This window comes from Nocardia sp. NPDC050712 (assembly GCF_040654295.1).
GTDB lineage: Bacteria > Actinomycetota > Actinomycetes > Mycobacteriales > Mycobacteriaceae > Nocardia.
Window position 1 is genome coordinate 645,767 of sequence record NZ_JBFAHT010000002.1, and the last position, 17,041, is coordinate 662,807.

At 64.9% G+C, this 17,041-nt stretch carries 14 protein-coding genes and 1 tRNA gene; 12 read left to right on the forward strand and 3 right to left on the reverse strand.

The window, feature by feature from the left end:
- The first annotated feature begins 119 nt into the window (after positions 1-119).
- The 4 genes from AB0H76_RS13445 to AB0H76_RS13460 all read left to right on the forward strand — a co-directional run bounded on the left by AB0H76_RS13445 (position 120) and on the right by AB0H76_RS13460 (position 4,048).
- Positions 120-362 (forward strand): CsbD family protein, encoded by a 243-nt coding sequence (locus AB0H76_RS13445; RefSeq protein ID WP_357322146.1) that lies wholly within the window; start codon positions 120-122, stop codon positions 360-362.
- Between the two features lie 567 nt (positions 363-929).
- On the forward strand, positions 930-1,379 hold the full coding sequence (locus AB0H76_RS13450) for a contact-dependent growth inhibition system immunity protein (protein ID WP_357322149.1): 450 nt from the start codon (positions 930-932) through the stop codon (positions 1,377-1,379).
- A gap of 257 nt (positions 1,380-1,636) precedes the next feature.
- A complete protein-coding gene (locus AB0H76_RS13455; protein ID WP_357322152.1) occupies positions 1,637-2,179 on the forward strand; it encodes a hypothetical protein in 543 nt (180 codons plus the stop codon).
- 405 nt (positions 2,180-2,584) lie between these two features.
- Positions 2,585-4,048, forward strand: coding sequence for a HEPN domain-containing protein (locus AB0H76_RS13460; protein WP_357322154.1), 1,464 nt, complete (start codon positions 2,585-2,587; stop codon positions 4,046-4,048).
- An 86-nt stretch (positions 4,049-4,134) separates the two neighbouring features.
- Here the strand turns inward: AB0H76_RS13460 and AB0H76_RS13465 are convergent, their stop codons facing one another.
- Positions 4,135-5,133, reverse strand: coding sequence for a hypothetical protein (locus AB0H76_RS13465; protein WP_357322157.1), 999 nt, complete (start codon positions 5,131-5,133; stop codon positions 4,135-4,137).
- Positions 5,134-5,762: 629 nt separating this feature from the next.
- Here AB0H76_RS13465 and AB0H76_RS13470 point away from each other — a divergent pair.
- Entirely contained in the window at positions 5,763-6,620 is an 858-nt protein-coding gene (locus AB0H76_RS13470) for a site-specific integrase (protein ID WP_357326162.1), read from the forward strand.
- Positions 6,621-6,659: 39 nt separating this feature from the next.
- On the opposite strand, the gene AB0H76_RS13475 is transcribed toward AB0H76_RS13470, so the two are convergent.
- Together AB0H76_RS13475 and AB0H76_RS13480 are read right to left on the reverse strand one after the other, a co-directional pair.
- Positions 6,660-6,736 (reverse strand) — tRNA-Pro (locus tag AB0H76_RS13475).
- Positions 6,737-6,823: 87 nt separating this feature from the next.
- Positions 6,824-8,287, reverse strand: coding sequence for an MFS transporter (locus tag AB0H76_RS13480; RefSeq protein ID WP_357322160.1), 1,464 nt, complete (start codon positions 8,285-8,287; stop codon positions 6,824-6,826).
- Between the two features lie 55 nt (positions 8,288-8,342).
- On the opposite strand from AB0H76_RS13480, the gene AB0H76_RS13485 reads away from it, so the two are divergent.
- The 7 genes from AB0H76_RS13485 (at position 8,343) to AB0H76_RS13515 (ending at position 17,013) form a co-directional block, all read left to right on the forward strand.
- On the forward strand, positions 8,343-9,056 hold the full coding sequence (locus AB0H76_RS13485; protein ID WP_357322163.1) for a TetR/AcrR family transcriptional regulator C-terminal domain-containing protein: 714 nt from the start codon (positions 8,343-8,345) through the stop codon (positions 9,054-9,056).
- Between the two features lie 285 nt (positions 9,057-9,341).
- On the forward strand, positions 9,342-11,369 hold the full coding sequence (locus tag AB0H76_RS13490; RefSeq protein ID WP_357326165.1) for an acyltransferase family protein: 2,028 nt from the start codon (positions 9,342-9,344) through the stop codon (positions 11,367-11,369).
- Positions 11,370-11,388: 19 nt separating this feature from the next.
- The gene (locus AB0H76_RS13495; protein ID WP_357322166.1) at positions 11,389-12,105 is read left to right on the forward strand and encodes a PP2C family serine/threonine-protein phosphatase; all 717 of its coding nucleotides are present in this window, start codon (positions 11,389-11,391) and stop codon (positions 12,103-12,105) included.
- A 100-nt stretch (positions 12,106-12,205) separates the two neighbouring features.
- Positions 12,206-13,786: a mannitol dehydrogenase family protein gene (locus AB0H76_RS13500; protein ID WP_357322169.1), complete on the forward strand. Its 1,581-nt coding sequence runs from the start codon at positions 12,206-12,208 to the stop codon at positions 13,784-13,786.
- A gap of 22 nt (positions 13,787-13,808) precedes the next feature.
- Positions 13,809-14,765 (forward strand): ROK family protein, encoded by a 957-nt coding sequence (locus AB0H76_RS13505; protein WP_357322171.1) that lies wholly within the window; start codon positions 13,809-13,811, stop codon positions 14,763-14,765.
- A complete protein-coding gene (locus tag AB0H76_RS13510) occupies positions 14,762-15,472 on the forward strand; it encodes an alpha/beta hydrolase (protein WP_357322174.1) in 711 nt (236 codons plus the stop codon). Before AB0H76_RS13505 ends, AB0H76_RS13510 begins: the two co-directional genes overlap by 4 nt.
- A 23-nt stretch (positions 15,473-15,495) precedes the next feature.
- Entirely contained in the window at positions 15,496-17,013 is a 1,518-nt protein-coding gene (locus AB0H76_RS13515) for an AMP-binding protein (RefSeq protein ID WP_357322177.1), read from the forward strand.
- Positions 17,014-17,041 lie beyond the last annotated feature (28 nt).

Below are 17,041 nucleotides of genomic sequence, written 5' to 3' on the forward strand. Positions count from 1 at the left end.
GGTCCGGAAGGTGTCCGGTCGTGGTTCGAGGTGATCCGCGTAACTGTGTCGATTGACCCGGCCAGGTGGGGGTACGTCGCGAAAGTCGAATCGTCTTGATCGCTGGAAGGTGGATTGTTGTGTCCGAGCACAAGTCTGGGCCCCGCGAGGGAATCGAAGGTGTCGTCGAAGATGTGAAGGGCAAGGCCAAGGAGGCGCTCGGCGCCGTCCTCGGCAACGAGAACCTCAAGGGGGAGGGGCAGGCCCAGCAGGACAAGGCCGAATCGCAGCGCGAGGCCGCAGCCAAGGAAGCGGCGGCGGAAAAGGCGCGCGCGGAGGCGGATCTGCACGAGGCGCGTCAAGCCGGTCACCAGCACGGCTGATCAGTGCAGCGGATGCGGGCCGGTCGATCGATGTCCGGCCCGCACCTGCCATCGTCATCCGGGGCTATGAAAGAACGAAACCCTTTCCGACCGAGGTCGGAGAGGGTTTACTGTCGGGCTGACAGGATTTGAACCTGCGACCACTGACACCCGTTCCAGTTGCCTGGATAAGCCTCATCAGAACCTAACGCTACTGGTCGCAGCGGGTTTCGGAGAAACGAGACTGCTGAACAGGACTCATCGACCGGTTGATACCCACCAAAAGTGTGGGATTTCTGTGGGGGGATCGAGTCCGCGCGGGCACCGCTCCGTCCTCGGGCGCTCGTCTGGTAGGTAGCGAAAAGCGGGGGGAGTGCACGTGCTCGGACGGCGGGCACGGGCTGCGGTGTGTCCGCGTGTCGGAGTACGACACGCGGATGAGTTTCCGCACCTGACAACTAAGCAGCCGATTTGCGTGTCAACGACGGCGTCCGACCAGAATGGTGACCATCACTGTGGGGCAGGTCCTGACAACGTCGATGCTTCACATGAACGAGCAGTGCCATTGAGATGAGAGCGGTGAAAAGCGTGGCTGGCAGCGAAGAGTTCTCACAATCGGTGCAGGACATCGAGGGTGATGTTTGGCCGGCAGCCGCCCCGGAGGACACGTATCTGGTTCGGACAGTCCACCGGATGCGGCAGGTTCCAATCGGAGAACTGGATATCGAGGGACTGCGAATCATGTTGTCGCAGAATGTTGGAACCACGGCAATACTGTCTCGAGCGCTTGATCAGCTGGAGGCGAATCTGCTTGCCGCCGGTCACTTCTATCCGGGTGACCTGTTGTGGGCGGTGCTGCGGCTGCCTGAGGAACGATGGTCAGATTCGGCCGAGGTCTTGGCTAGAGTGCGAGGCATTGCCCAGCGAGCGGATGTGATGATCGCCGAGAAGGGCGGCGCGCAAGTTCCAGAGCTGCGCGGCTTGGTCTTGAAATTCCTGTCAGACCAGTCTGAGGTCGATCCAGGTCGAACGCACTGAAATGCGGCAAGGCGTGCGTTGATTGTGGCTGAGTTACGGATGATGTCTCCTTGCGGTTGAAGATTCCGAAGACGTTGACGGCCTGAGCGGCCAGGAGTCGTGGCCCGGGCTTCGCGCGGATGGGTAGGCAGCTGACATGGCGACCACGCCATGGGTGCGGCGGTATTGGGATGTGCCCCGACTGTGTCGCTATGTTCATAGGGTTGCTGTTCGTATGCCGGGTAGATGTGGAGTGAAGTGCGATGCACTGGGATCAGATGGCTGCCACACCCGAGGACTTGCGCACTCGGACGACGCGGTTGCGCGGTGGTGCAGGCCAGACCGTGGTCTTGGAGTCGGTCCTCGAGGTAGCGGACGGACCATGGCTGGGCGACCTGGATGTCGACGGCCGCGGCACCGCCGAACTGCGTATGCACCTAGCGGGCAGCTGCCGGTTCGCCGCAGTGGTGACCAGTGCCGGCAAACTCAGCGAAGTCCGAATGACGGACGCGGGCGGCGACCGCACCCTGTCCACCAAGCTCGCGAACCGCCGCGGCTGGGACACCGAAAAGATGCCCAAGCCCCCGAACTGGCTCGACTACGCCCTGAGCTGGGTCAGCACTGCCAGCCTCTCGGTGGACCGCCGGGCTGTCATCGAATGGCGCCTCACCGGCGCGGACCGCAAGCTCGCTGGCATGGACGACATCATCGAGAGCATGCGCGCGAGCCTGCATGAACGAGAACATCTCCGCGCGCAGCTGGCCGCCGAGATCGCTGCTCTGCGCGCGGAATTGGACTCCCTGCACCAAGCCGCGCTGTAGCTCCACCATCGTGGTCACCCCGCGCACCTTCCGCAAAGGTGTCGCGACCGAAGTCGATCAGGCCATAGACGATCCCGAGCGGGCAGCCCGGCAGCTGGGCAACACGACGCGGTGGCCACGCGCCACTACATCGACATCCCCGACAACCGTTCCGGGCTGTCCTCTGAAAGACTAAAACCCTCTCCGGCCGAGGTCGGAGAGGGTTTTACTGTCGGGCTGACAGTATTTGAACCTGCGACCACCTGACCCCCAGGACTGGTTGATATCTGTTTCCGCACGTCACGCACGACTTCCGTAGATGAAGCAGGTGTCGTTGACCTGGCCACGTGCGCGGTCGCGCGCGCCGTGTGGTCCCAAGTTGGTCCCGCGCGGTAACAGGTTGTGCGCTGCGAGCTATCCCCTGGTATGGACACGAGCGACGTTCCACTGAAGGTCCTGCAGCCTCCCGGTGCGTATTCGTGCCGATGGCATCTAGTGAACAACCGTGGCGACTTGGTGGTCCCTCAACCTCACGGGACGGCGAACCTGCTGTCGGAGCAGAGTCCGTCCGGGTCGATCTCGGGGGAGGTTCCCAGTCCTAACAGCGGGGCAGCCTGGCCCGACGTAGTTGAATGCAAAAGACTTGCCGGAGAATTATCGAACGGCGCCGGCGTTCTCTTTATAAACGCGATTCTTAGAATTTTCGGCCAGCCCGGAGAAGCTGGTATTTCATACCCTGACGGCAACGCTGAGGTCAGGGCCGCGATGGCTCTCGTTGGTCCGGGCGCCGACCTGCTTGAAAATTCACGGATTCGGTGTATTCGCGTTCAAGTGACAGGCTTAGATCGAGTTTCAGGATGGACTCCGATCGTGGCGATGACCATGCCGTCCCGTACATTTGAGATGCCTGAAAGTACTTGGAGCGTAACCACGCGTCGAGATGGTGAGCAAGACTGGGAAAATGTGGAGATGCGGTTGCGGGTCCTGCATGCGGGGAGTGTGACTGTACATGCAGATTATCAGTATGGTGTAAAATTTACACCATACCTTGAGATCGACCTGCGAGAGCCCGTCGAAGCCTTAGATGCATATAACACTGTCGTGCAGCCGATAGTTCGAGTTCTGTCGATAATCACCGGCCGCAAAGAGGAAGTTACATATCTAGAAATGAGGCCCGATGGGGCTGATATGCCTTTTCTGCAGGTTTTTGCGCGTCCTGTTCGGCAGGCACCTTACCAGCCGGAGTCGAATAAACTTCCGAATATCGAGCGGGCTCTCTTGCGATGCCATCAAGACGAAGTATCGCTGCTGGAAATGGTCGATAGTTGGCAGCAAATGACTGTCGAGCAAAACCCGATAGTTTATACTTATGACCCATTCGCTCTTGGGGAAGAGCAGCATCCGCGCGCCAGGTTTCTGCTATTACTGCAGGCGTTGGAGGGTTTATCAAACCATGAAAACCGGCTATCTGATCGCCAATCGGCACACGAGAAGAAGCGCGGAGTTGCCGTTAGTGCCTGCATGAAAGTTCTTACTGGCGCAAATAGAAAATTTATCAGGAATAAGCTGATGGCATCGGGAGTAACCCTGGAAGATAGATTGCGAGATATGTTCGAAACGCTTCCCGTGAGTCCGATGCCATATTTCGACAACTTGGATATTATTGTTCAAGTTATTCGCGATAATTCCGGCGTCACTACAACTATCTCTGCTATTCAGAAGGTTCGAAATGACCTTGCACACGGCAGTCGTACCTATTCGGATCGCGAGCTCTTGACGTTGGCTCAATTGCTGCAGGTCATCGTCCGCGTGCATGCTCTGCGGGTGTTGGGCGTGAATGATGAAGTGCAAGCCCGGGCGCTGAATGGACTGTTGCCCTACATTGGATGACCAGGTTATGGGAAAATCGACGCTTACTGGGAGCGGTTCGAAATGCGCCTTCCTACTCACTCGCCTTGGGAGGCGCGACGACCTGGTCAGGGCTTGCTGTACATCTGTGCCCAATCCTGAATCGTCGGCTCAAGATATGCCGGCACGCGCGAGTCTTCGTGCGGGGTGTCAGCCGCCGCGGGATCCCTGGACAGCGCCTCGAACAGGGCAATCGCGCATTCGGTCATAATTAGTGCGCTGAAGAGGCCGTCACCGATCATGCCGTACAGACGATTTTCCTTGGCGTAGTCGATCGCCCACTGAAGCCCGTGCACGAAGCTTGAGCCGTACGAGTAGAACGTGTCCGCAGCTGGCGTAAGAGGTCCGGAAGCCAGCTCACCTGTGTCATGTGCTGGCTGGTGTCCATCGATCCAAGTTGCTGCCCGTGTGACTGTCTTGGTGAATCCCTTGAAATTCGTAGGGCTGTATGTTGTTGTGAGATGAGCTAAGAACGCGTCGACCTTCTGACGATGGTCCGTCAGCTCCGTGAACCTCTCGGGCGGCGGCGGAGTCGCGACCGCATGCAGTACGGCGTCTTGATGGCCGAGAAACTTCTTCTGTTCGCTCAGTTCTTGTGCCAGTAGGGTAAGACACCGGCTCCCGCGCTCCTGGTTGGAGCTGTCACTCAGGAGCCAAATCGTACGCGCGGATCCTTCCATCGCTGATCGGCACAACTGCATAGCCGCGCTAGCGAACAGCTGACGATTCTTTCGCTCCCTCGCCAGAACACCGACTGCGGCGAGGCCTTCGGTTGCGGCGGCTACTGGATACATCGCAGCATCGGTAACCGGAGTCTGGCTGAGAATCGCATCCGGATACGTGGTCAGGAAGGTTTGGTCAGCTGCGGCGAGCGGGCTGCCGGCCACTGGCCCATGAAGATGTACTCCCCAAGGACGCAAGGAGTTACCGCGTTCAACCCGCCGGTCGATCCGCTCCAACGCGCCGTTGGTAACCGCGTTGAGCATCATCTCTTGCAGAGCAAGTAAGGCTTGGTCTGCGCTGGCCTCATTGGCATTCCTGTGCATTCGCTCATAGATAACAGACATCGTCGTCCTGCGCACATGAGTTTCGGCAGCCGGTTGTCCCGAATCGCCTGCACTGTCGCTCGATGACTACTCACTGGTGGCATCCGCCGAGTTCGGTGCCGGAAAGACCGGGTTCAGCCCGGAACGATGAGTTCGACGAGGGGCGTCTGACCGTCGGTGGATTCTAAAAGTACGCACTCCTGCCTACTCACTCCAGTGCGTACGTAGGAGCGCGTACCCGTTTCACCCTCTCATCTGGGGTTTTGGCGGTGCTGTCTGCTTGCCTGCCGCATGGACACTAAACACACCCTGCGGGCACGTTTAGTGTCCATGCGGCAGGCAAGAGACGGTTGGGTGGGTTGGCAGATGAGAGGACGAAACAGGTACTGAAGGAGGGGACTTGAGGGGGAGTGACTAGATGGAAGATGGACTGGATGGAAGGGAGGACCGGCACGCGGGCGGGGAAGCCGGGGGCTGAGGTGGGCGACCGGACTGCGGATTCGAACTGGGTGCACCGGCACGCGGGCAGTGGCATCTCGTGCTTGAGCAGAGGTATCCGTCCGGCGGAGGGGTGGAGCTCCAGCCGCGACGCGTACAGGCCCGCTTGGCGCCTGCGGGTTGTCCCGGCGATCGGTCACTTTCCGGTGACCATGATTTCGGCCGGCGTCGCCGACCGGGTCGTCAACAACTGGATCACCGAAGGATTCAGCCGATCCGCGGTCAAGAACAGCCTGGCCGTGCTCTCGCGAATCCTCGACCAAGCCGTCCGCGACGAAGTCCTCGACCGCAACCGAGTCGAGGTGACCGGGTGGCAGCGCCAATACGACCGGTACGAGGACGAACTCGATGATCCTCGATCGCTCGCGCTGCCCAACTGGGAAGCTCTGACCAATCTCGCGGATACTCTGGTCAAGGCCTCAGCAGACCAGTATTCGGTCTGGGGCGATGTCGTGATCTTCGCAGCCTGCACGGCTTCTCGGATCGGTGAGGTGTCGGGCTGCCGGGTTCAGGACATTGATACCGATCAGTGGATCTGGGTGCTGCGGCGCCAGACCTCACCAGGTCCGGGCGGGCTCCAGGGCAAGGGCACCAAAGGTAAGCGGTCGCGAAAAGTGCCCATTATTACGGAGATTCGTCCGCTCGTCTCTAACCGGATCGCCGCCGCCAACGGTCGCCCCGAGGCTCGGTTGTTTGTCGGCCCCCGCGGGGGCCGGATCCAGACGGGCGTACTTCGGCGTGCCACTCATTGGCCGGATGTGGTCGCCAAACTCGGATACGAGCACCTGCGTCGACACGACCTCCGGCACACCGGACTCACCTGGTTCGCCGACGCCGGCGTCCCGCTGCACCGTCTCCAGCAGATCGCCGGCCACACCGACCCGCGGGTCACCCAGCGATACCTGCATCCCGAGATAGCCGCCCTGCAAAACGATGGAGACAGGTTGTCGATCCATCTCAATGCGCCGCCTGGTCCCAACTTGGTCCCACGGCTCCGGATCGTGAAATGAGAAAACCCTCTCCGACCGCAGGTCGGAGAGGGTTTTTCATGGTCGGGCTGACAGGATTTGAACCTGCGACCACCTGACCCCCAGTCAGGTGCGCTACCAAGCTGCGCCACAGCCCGTTGCCCCCGCTCAGCGGGTGCTTGAAGAGATTAGCGCACTACCCCCCGTCAGAACCAAATCGCCTGGTTCCGACGGGGGTGTCGGGGCTAAAGGGGGAGGGGAGCTTCCTGTTTGTCCGGTTTGTGGGCGGGGGTGGGTTTGGTGCGGAGCAGGACCGTGCCGAGGAGGGCGGCGGCGAGGCTGAAGGCGGCGCTGATCCAGGCGCCGTAGGACATGGCGGTGGTGAAGGCTTCCTTGGCGGGGTCGAGGTAGCCGAGTTGGAATGCGCTGCCGATGGATTCGCGGGCGGCCTCGGGGATGTCGGTGGGCATGTTGTTGGTGAAGACGCTGGCCAGGACGCTGCCGAGGAGGGCGATGGAGATGGCCATGCCGACTTGCTGGAGGGTGTCGTTCATGGCGGAGCCGACGCCGGCGTGTTCGAGGGGGATGGCGTTCATGATGGAGGCGTAGGCGGCGGGGCCGGCCAGGCCGCCGCCGATGCCCATGACGAGCATGCTGAGCAGGATCATCACGTAGCTTTCGCCGAGGGCGAGGATGACGAAGGCGCCGGCCATGATGACCAGGCCGGAGACGATGAGGGCCTTGTTGCTGATCTTTTTGCCGAGGGTGGCGCCGAGGCCGTTGCAGACGGCGGCGGCTACGGCGTAGGGCAGCAGGGCGAGGCCGGCTTTCATGGGGCTGTAGCCGAGGACGAACTGCAGGTACTGGGTGAGCATCAGCATGATGGCGCCCATGCCGAACACCATGAGCAGCAGGGTGGCGGCGGTGCCGCTGAAGTCGCGGCTGCGGAAGACGCCGAGCGGCAGCATCGGGTGGGTGCTGCGCTTTTCCCAGTAGAGGAAGCCGGCCGCGGCGAGGATGGCGAGCGCGATCACCGGCAGGTTCCATTCGCGTTCGATGATCACCCAGATGGCCGAGGTGAGGGCGACGATCGACAGGACGACGCCGACCGGGTCGACGGGGCGCTGGTCGCCGTAGGTTTCGGGCATCAGGACGTAGGCGGCGGCGATGGCGAGGACGGCGACGGGGATGTTGAGCAGGAACACCGATCCCCACCAATAGTGGTGCAGCAGAAAGCCGCCCAGGGTGGGGCCGAGGACGATGCCGACCATGGAGACGGTCGACCAGGCGGCCATGGCGGTGCGGCGTTCGTCTTCTTCGAAGGTGGTCATGAGGATGGACAGGGTCGAGGGCATGAGCAGCGCGCCGCCCACGCCCATCGCCGCGCGGGCGGCGACGACCTGCCAGGGGTCGGTGGCCAGGACGGCGCCGAGGGAGGCGAGGCCGAACAGGCTCAGGCCGATGATCAGCATGCGGCGGCGGCCGAAACGGTCGGAGAGGCTGCCGGCGGTGAGCAGCAGACCGGCGAATACCAGGACGTAGGCGTCGAGGATCCACTGGATGTCGGACGGGCCGGCGCCGAGTTCCCGGATCATCGAGGGGATGGCCAGGTTGAGGACGGTGCCGTCGATCATCAGGACGAGTAGGGACAGACAGAGAACTCCGAGAACCCACCAGCGACGGGGATCTCGTACAGTGTTCGATTCCACTGGAACACTGTACGACAGACCTCGAACACTGTGCGAGTCAAATAGGATCATGGGCGTGACCAAACAGTTCTCGTCGGTCTTCCTCCGCGAACCCCGGCCCGCGAAGACGGCCGGGCTCGGGCGTGACCAGATCGTCCGGGCTGCCATCGAGCTGCTCGACGCGGAGGGCACGCCGGCGCTGAGCATGCGCAAGCTCGGCGCGAAGCTCGGCTCGGGGGCGACCAGCCTGTACTGGTATGTCGCCAACAAGGAGCAACTGCACGAGCTGGTACTGGACGAGTTCTGGGGCATGGTGGAGCTGCCCGAGTCGGACGAGGCGCCCTGGCGTGAGGTGCTCACCACCTTCGGCTACAACCTGCGCGCGACGATGTACGCGCACCCGTGGTCGACGGAGCTGATCGGCGCGATCCCGAGCCTGGGGCCCAACGCGTTCGGGACCACCGATCGGCTGCGGCGCGCCTTCGTGCAGGCCGGATTCAGCGGCATCGACATCTACATGGCCAGCGGCACGGTGATGTGCTTCGTGCTCGGTCAGGTGATTCCGGAGCTGGCGTTCCGCAAGGCGTACGGCTCGGATCAGATCGATCCCGAGTCCGGGATCTCCGAGCATATGGCCGAGTTCGCCAAGGGGTATCCCGAGATGCTGGTCGAATACCGCGAGCAGGTGGAAATCGAGCCCGCCACGGCCCGTGCGATGGCGTTCGACTTCGGGCTGCTGTGCGTGCTGGATGGGCTGGAGGCCCGGCTGCGCAAGGCGCACGAACTCTGAGCACACTTCACGCATCCGCTTGTGCCGCGAACCTGTTGCGGTTCTGAAATCGGACATACCGCCTAATTAACGACTGCGACGCCCCGGGTGGGGAGAATGTTGGAGTCCCAGGGAACTTGCACCTACCCTGACTCCGGCAACACCGGGGTTATCGTGATGTTCGCGCTCGGAAGTCTGGTCGAAACCCTGCCCGGAATGCGGGTCGGGGACGGTTGGCATGAGGGGTTGGACGGTGTTCACGCGAAGAGCTGCTCTCTCCGGCCCGGATTGCGGGCCCGCATGGTGATGCCGCGTATTCCGCGCCGTGGCAGCGCGGAACCCGCGCGGCGGGTCGCGAATTCGAGTGTGGCATCGGAATATCGGCACGATCTGGACGGATTGCGCGGGCTGGCAATCGCGTTGGTCGTGGTCTTCCACGTCTGGATGGGCCGGGTCTCCGGCGGTGTGGACGTGTTCCTGGTGCTGTCCGGGTTCTTCTTCACCGGAATGCTGCTGCGCCGCAGCGAGATCAAGCAGACGCTGCGACGGACCGGGCGCCGGCTGCTGCCCGCGCTCACCGTCGTGCTGGTGGCGGTGCTCGGGGTGTCGGTGGTGGTGCGGCCCTACACCCAGTGGGGTGACCTCTCGGCGCAGACGCTGGCTTCGGCGCTGTACTACCAGAATTGGTTCCTGGCGGGTGCGGAGCTGGACTACCTGGCGCCGGATCCGTCGGTCAGTCCGCTGCAGCACCTGTGGTCGATGGCGGTGCAGGCGCAGTTCTATCTGGTGATCCTCGTCGTCGTCGCGATCTGGGCCCGGCGCTCGGGGCGTCGAATGTGGTTGCTGGCGCTGCTGATCGGGGCGGGCGGGTTGTCGTTCTGGTACGCCGCCGACGGCACCGCTCAGCATCAGGCCTGGACCTACTACGACACCGGCGCCCGCGCCTGGGAGCTGCTGGCCGGCGCCGCGCTCGCGGTCGCCGCGCCGTGGATCAGGGTTCCACAGTCGGTGCGGGCGGTGCTGGCGACCGCCGGTCTGGCCATGGTGATTTCGTGCGGAATGCTGATCGACGGCGCATCCCGGTTCCCGGGGCCCGCCGCGCTGTTCCCGGTCGTTGCCGCTGTCGCGCTGATCGTTTCGGGGATGGGGCCGGCGCCGTGGGTGAACCGGATGCTGGCCACGCCGGTGCCGGTGCGGCTCGGCGGGCTGGCTTACGCGCTGTACCTGTGGCATTGGCCGGTGCTGATCTTCTACCTGTCCGAGTACGGGAAGGTGACGCCCGGGGTGCAGGGCGGGTTGCTGGTGCTCGCGGTGTCGGTCGCGCTGGCGGTGCTGACCCAGCGGTTCGTCGAAACTCCGCTGCGGCGGCGCGGTTACACCGGCGGGGCGCGATATCGGCGCGGGGTCGGGCTGGTGACCGCGATGGCCGGGGTCGGCGTGCTGGTCGCGGCGCTCGGCTGGCAGGCGGTGCTCCGGGCCAATCCCTCGGATCCGCCGACGGCGCTGGACGCTGTCCACTATCCGGGTGCCGCGGTGCTGTTCGCGGGTGCGGTGGCCGAGCCGGAACGGATGCGGCCCACCGTCTTCGAAGCCCAGAAGGACGCGCCGCGGCCGACATCGGACGGCTGCATCACCCCGAATCGGGATGTGCGGGTCTGCACGTACGGTGACGAAGCCGCCGCGCGCACCATCGCGCTGGTCGGCGGGTCGCACTCCGAGCATTGGCTGCCGACGCTGGAAGTCGTTGCCGCGGAACACGGATTCCGTATCGTCACCTATCTCAAGGAGGGCTGCCCGCTCACCCTCGTCGATGAACCGTCCTATGCCGAGGCGCCGTTCCCGGAATGCCGCGAATGGTCGGGGGAGGTGCTGGATCGGCTTGCCGAGCAGCGCCCGGACTGGGTGTTCCTGACCGCGACCCGTCCGCGCACCGACGACGGCGATGTCGTCCCACCCGAGTACCTCGACATCTGGTCGGCGCTGTCGGATCGCAGCCTGAACGTGCTCGCCGTGCGCGACACGCCGTGGCCGCGCCGCGACGGGGTCAGTTATCGGGCCCTGGACTGCCTGGCCCATCGTGGGAACGCCTACAGCTGCGGTATGGACCGCAATACCGCGTTGTCGCCCGAGAACCCGGCGCTGCAACCGGCTTCCGCGCAAGCCAACATCTTCCCCCTCGATCTCACCGACGCCCTCTGCCGTCCGGACCGCTGCCTGGCGGCCGAAGGCAACATCCTGGTCTACCGCGACGAGCACCATCTCTCCGCCAGCTTCGCCCGGACCCTCGCCCCGGAGCTGGGTCGGCAGATCGGCGCCATCACGCAGTGGTGGTGATCCTGGCAGAGTGGAGCGGGTGCGGAAACTGGTGATCGAGGCCGCGGCCGGCAGCGAGATCGGGAATCGGTACCGGGCGAACTTCGACGTGGTGCATCTCGGGCGGGAGCCGCTGCTGGCGGTGGTCGCCGACGGGATGGGGGACGGGGAAGGGAGCGCGCGGGCCGGGCGGACGGCGGTGGACACCTTCGTCGAATCGGTGCGTGCAGCCGGGGTGATCGACGCCGACGTGCTGCGGGGTGCGGTCGCCCTCGCGCAGCAGCGGGTCGGTGCGATCGGGCGGCAGGTGCGGGGGCTGGCCGGGTGCACGTTGACGGCACTGGTGGAGTCGACGACAGGGTTCTGGATTGCGCAGATCGGTGATTCGCGGGTGTATCGGCTGCGGGACGGGCTGCTGGAGCTGATGACCGTTGATCACACGATGGCGTGGCTCGGGGCGGTGCACGGGTGGTATCCGTTCCACTCGCCAGAAGCCGGGGCCGCACGGTATCAGCTGACGCGGTATGTCGGGCACGGGGCGCAGCCGGAGCCGGACGTGCTCAGTGTGACGGTGCGGGCGGGGGATCGGTACCTGGTGTGCAGTGATGGTGTAGCCGAACAGGTTGTCTATCAGGAGATCCTGGAGATCTTGGGACGCAAGGAATCCGCTGAGCGGATGGTGCGGCGTCTACTGGACGCGGCCGAGGCGGCCGGTGGCAACGACAATGCCACCGCGGTGGTTGTTCGCGCCGATTAGCAGGGATTCTTCGCTCGAAGCTCGAGCCCGGGGGATCGCGCTGCGGATAGGCACGCCCTGCCGGTCGCGGTGATCAAACCGCTAGCAAGATTCTTCAGCTGTGGCCGCACTGCGCCCTGCCACCAGCGATGTTAATCAAGTTTCACTTAGAGTCTTGAAATCCAGCTTGGCATCGCTACACTTGCCCATGTGTGGCCCAGGTCGCATTTGGGAAGATTCACATTTGAAGGGAGTGGGTGTTGCGTCCAGCACTTGCCGCTGCCGAGCCGCCGATCCGCGCAATGCAATGCGGAGCCCGATGAGTCCCGGCCTCGCACCGCCCACGTATCGCCGAACGGGGCGGCGGGCCGGCATCGTGCATCTGGGGTTCGGCGGGTTTCATCGCGCACATCAGGCCGCCTACCTGGATGACCTGGCGCACCTCGAGGACCTGTCGGACTGGGCGATCGTCGGCGCGGAACTGCGCGATGACCAGCGCCGGATGCATGAGGTGATGGGGGCGCAGGAGCACCTGTACACCCTCGTCCTCAAGCATCCGGACGGGACGTGGCAGCCGCGGACGATCGGGTCGGTGGCCGGGCATCTGCATGCGCCGGACGATCCCGAGGCGTTGCTGAGGCTGCTGGCGGCGCCGACGACGCGGATCGTGACGCTGACGATCACCGAGGGCGGTTACGGAATCGACCCTGCCACTAACGATTTCGATCCGTCGGATCCTGACATGCGCGCCGATCTGGCGGGTGGTGGGCCGCCGCGCTCGGCGCTGGGATTCCTGGCCGTCGCGTTGGCGCGGCGGCGGGTGGCTCGGATCGCGCCGTTCACCGTGTTGTCCTGCGACAACATTCAAGGCAACGGGGATACCGCGCGGTCGGCGCTGACCGCGTTCGCGGCCGTCCGCGACCCCGAGTCGGCGGCCTGGATCGAGGCGAACGTGGCCTTCCCCAACGCGATGGTCGATCGCATCACCCCGACCACCTCCGAGGCCGACCGGCTCGAATTGATCACCCGCTTCGGTATTCGCGACCGGTGGCCGGTCTTCGCGGAACCGTTCCGGCAGTGGATCATCGAGGACCACTTCCCGACGGGGCGGCCGGGTCTGGAGCGGGTCGGCGTGCAGTTCGTGCCCGATGTGCGGCCGTACGAGCAGATGAAGTTGCGCCTGCTGAATGCCGGTCATCAGGTGATCGCCTACAGCGGTGTGCTGGCGGGCTACCGCTTCGTCCACGAGGCCGCGGCTGATCCGGAACTGGCCGGGCAGTTGTCCCGGTATCTGGACGAAGCGATCCCGACGATCGAGCCGTTGCCCGGCATCGACCTCGACGATTACGCGCGAACCATCCTCGAGCGCTTCGCCAATCCGGAGCTGGCCGACACCCTCGAACGGATCTGCGCCTTCGGTTCCGATCGGATCCAAACCTTCGTGCTGCCGGTCATCCGCGCGCGACTGGACGACGGTGTCGCCGCGACCGAGGCGATCGCCGCGGTGGCGGCGTGGGCTCGGTATATCCGAACCCGGCCGGACCTCGTCGACCGGAGGCGCGATGACTTGCTCCGAGCCGCCGCCGGCCTGGACGACGATCCGTCCCGATTCCTGTCTACCGCAGGCATTTTCGATGAGCTCGCCGTCGATCCCCGCTTTCTCGCGGCCTTCGCCGACGCGCTGAATCGGAGTCGGCCGTGACCGCGCACCCGAAGGAGCGGCAATGACCGCTGTCCTCGCCATCGATATCGGTGGCACCAAGATGGCGGCGGCCATGGTCGACGCCGAGGGCACCGTATCGAGCTACTTCCGCGAGCCGACTCCGCGTTCCGGCAATGCCGAAAGTCTCTGGCAGCGGCTGGAATCGGTGCTGGCGAAGGTTCTCGCCGATGCCGGTGTGACTCCGGACGGTGTGGGTGTGGGCTGTAGTGGCCCGATGACCTGGCCCGAAGGCGTGGTCGCACCGCTGAACATCGTGGCCTGGCGCGACTTCCCGCTGCGGCAGCGCCTGCGGGAAATGTTCCCGAATGTGCCTGTGCGCCTGCACAATGACGCCGTCTGCGTCGCGATCGGCGAACACTGGACAGGTGCGGGCCGGGGCGCGCACAACGTGCTGGGCATGGTCGTCTCGACCGGGGTCGGCGGCGGGCTGCTCCTCGGCGGCCGGCTGATCGACGGGGCCTCGGGGAACGCCGGCCACATCGGCCACGTGGTGGTGGACCCGGCCGGTCCCGACTGTGCGTGCGGCGGCCGCGGATGTATCGAAGCGATCGCCAGCGGACCCGCACTGGTCGCCTGGGCGCAGCGGCAAGGCTGGCGCGCCGATGCCGAGGCGACCGGTGTCGAACTGGCCGCCGACGCCCGTGGCGGCGAGGCGATCGCGCTCGCCGCGATGCACCGGGCCGGGACCGCGCTCGGTATCGCGATCGCCTCCGCCGCGCATCTCTGCGACCTGGACACAGTCGTGGTCGGTGGTGGCCTGTCCCAAACGGGCGCACTACTTTTCGACCCGCTGGAGCGGGCTTTGCGGCGGCACGCACGCATGACTTTCACCCGGAACGTCCGGGTGGTTCCCGCGCAGCTCGGCCAGCGGGCCGGGCTCGTCGGCGCGGCCGCGCTGATCCTGCGCGCCGGGCAGTACTGGTCGCAGACCGAGGAATATCTGGAGGTAGTGCAATGAAATTGGCGATCGAGGAGATGGGATCCGGTTCCCGGACGGTGGCCCTGGTGCACGGGGCCTCGGCCGCCGGGGACATCTGGCGGGAGTTCGCCCGGGTGCTCATCGACAACTACGACGTCCGGGTACTGCTGGTCGATCAGCGCGGTCACGGCGCCAGTGCGCGGGCCGAAACTTATGCGTTCGAAGACTTTTCCGGCGATCTGATCGACACCTTGCCGGAGGAGCTGGATCTGCTGATCGGTCAGTCGCTCGGCGCGTTGAGTTCGATGCTCGCCGCTGTGACACTGCGGCCGCGGCGCTTGATCCTGCTGGACCCGCCGCTGGAAGCATCGCTGGTGATGCGGCTGCTGCTGGGATATGTCGCGCCCGTGCAGAAAAGGTTGCCGGAGTGGGTGATTCGCAAACTGCTCCCGGCGGGTGCGGCGCCCGACCTACCCCGTCGATTACACGGGATCTGGCGATCCTGGGACAGCCGGATGATGCCGCAACTGGCCCGCCAGCGCGGTCGCACACCGCATCGGGTCGAGCCGCCGCCGGTGCCGGCGACCATCGTGCTGGCCGACCCGAGCTCGTTCGTCTCGGCCCCGCTGGCAGGCCGGCTGCGGGCCGCCGGCTGGGACGTGCGCGTCAAGCCCGGCGGGGTGCACGACCTGCACGTGCAAGACCCCGCGGGTGTCGTCGACCTGCTCGCCGACGTCCTGTCCTGACATTTTCTCGTTCGGAGGTTCCCTTGGTATCCATCGGTGCAACGCTGCGCTGGACCGCACGCCGCGTCCCCGACCGGGAGGCGCTGGTATTCGGCGCCACCCGCTACACCTACGCCGCACTGGACGCGGCCGTCGATCGCCTCGCCGGCGTGCTGGCCGGGCACGGGGTCGGCAAGGGGGACCGGTTCGCGCTCATGGCGACCAACTCCGACCGCTTCGTGATCGCCTTCTATGCCGCGCACCGGCTCGGGGCGGTGTTCGTTCCGATCAATCCCGCATCCACGGGCGCGGAACTCGGCTACCTGCTGCGCGACTCGGGCGCCTCGGTGCTGGTCTTCGATCCCGCGGTGGCGCCCGCGGTCCGCAAGGCACTCGAGCAGGGTTCGACCCCGCGGGTGTTCGCGCTGGATGCCGTCGAGGGCTTCCCCGACGTGTTCGCACAGGCCGCGGCCTACACCGGCGATCCGGTCGAGGCCGACGTGCTCGAGTCCGACGACTCGCAGATCCTCTACACCTCGGGCACGACGGGGCTGCCGAAAGGGGCGCTGTTCGACCAGCACCGCACGCTGTGGACGGCGAACACCTGTGTTTCCAGCTGCGGAATGGCCGACGGTGACCGCTTCCTGCACGTCGCGCCGCTGTATCACGCCGCCGAGCTGTGCATCATGCTCATCTCCGGCACGATGATCGGCGCGACCCACATCGTGGAGCGTGGATTCGATCCGGTGCGGGTGCTCGACACCCTCGAACGTGAGCGGATCACCATGTTCTTCGGTGTGCCCACGATGTACCAATTCCTGCTGCGGCAACCGGATTTCACCACCCGTGACCTGTCGGCGCTGCGCACCGCGCTGTTCGGTGCGGCCCCGATGCCGGGCACCGCCGTCGAGCAGTTGCTCACCGCGCTGCCGACGGTGAACCTCATGCAGCTGTGCGGGCAGACCGAGGCGGGGCCGGGCGGCATCTTCTCCAACCGCGATCAAGTCCGGGCGCGCCCCGACGCCAGTGGCCGGCAGGCCTTGGGGATGACCCAGGTCCGCATCGTCGACGTCGACGGCACCGATGTCGCGCCGGGCGAGGTCGGGGAGATGCTGTTGCGCGGTGTGACACTGATGAAGGGCTACTGGAACAAACCCGAGGCCACCGCCGAGACGCTTCGGGACGGCTGGCTGCACACCGGGGATCTGGTGCGGCTCGACCCCGACGGGTACATGACCCTGGTCGATCGGCTCAAGGACATGATCATCACCGGCGGGCGCAATGTGTACTCGGTCGAAGTGGAGAACGCGGTCATCGCGCACCCGTCGGTGCTGGACTGTGCCGTGATCGCGCAACCGCATCCCGAATACGGCGAGAGTATCGCGGTATTCGCCGTTCTCGAGGCGGGATCGGATCTCGCGCTCGAGGAACTGCGCGAGTTCTGCCGCGAGCACATCTCCGCATACAAACTGCCCCACACGCTCGTGGTCACCGACCTGATCCCGCGCAATCCGTCCGGCAAGACCCTCAAACATGTACTGCGCGAACAGTTGTCCGCCTAGCGCCCGCGCGTTTCATCGCAACGTCGCG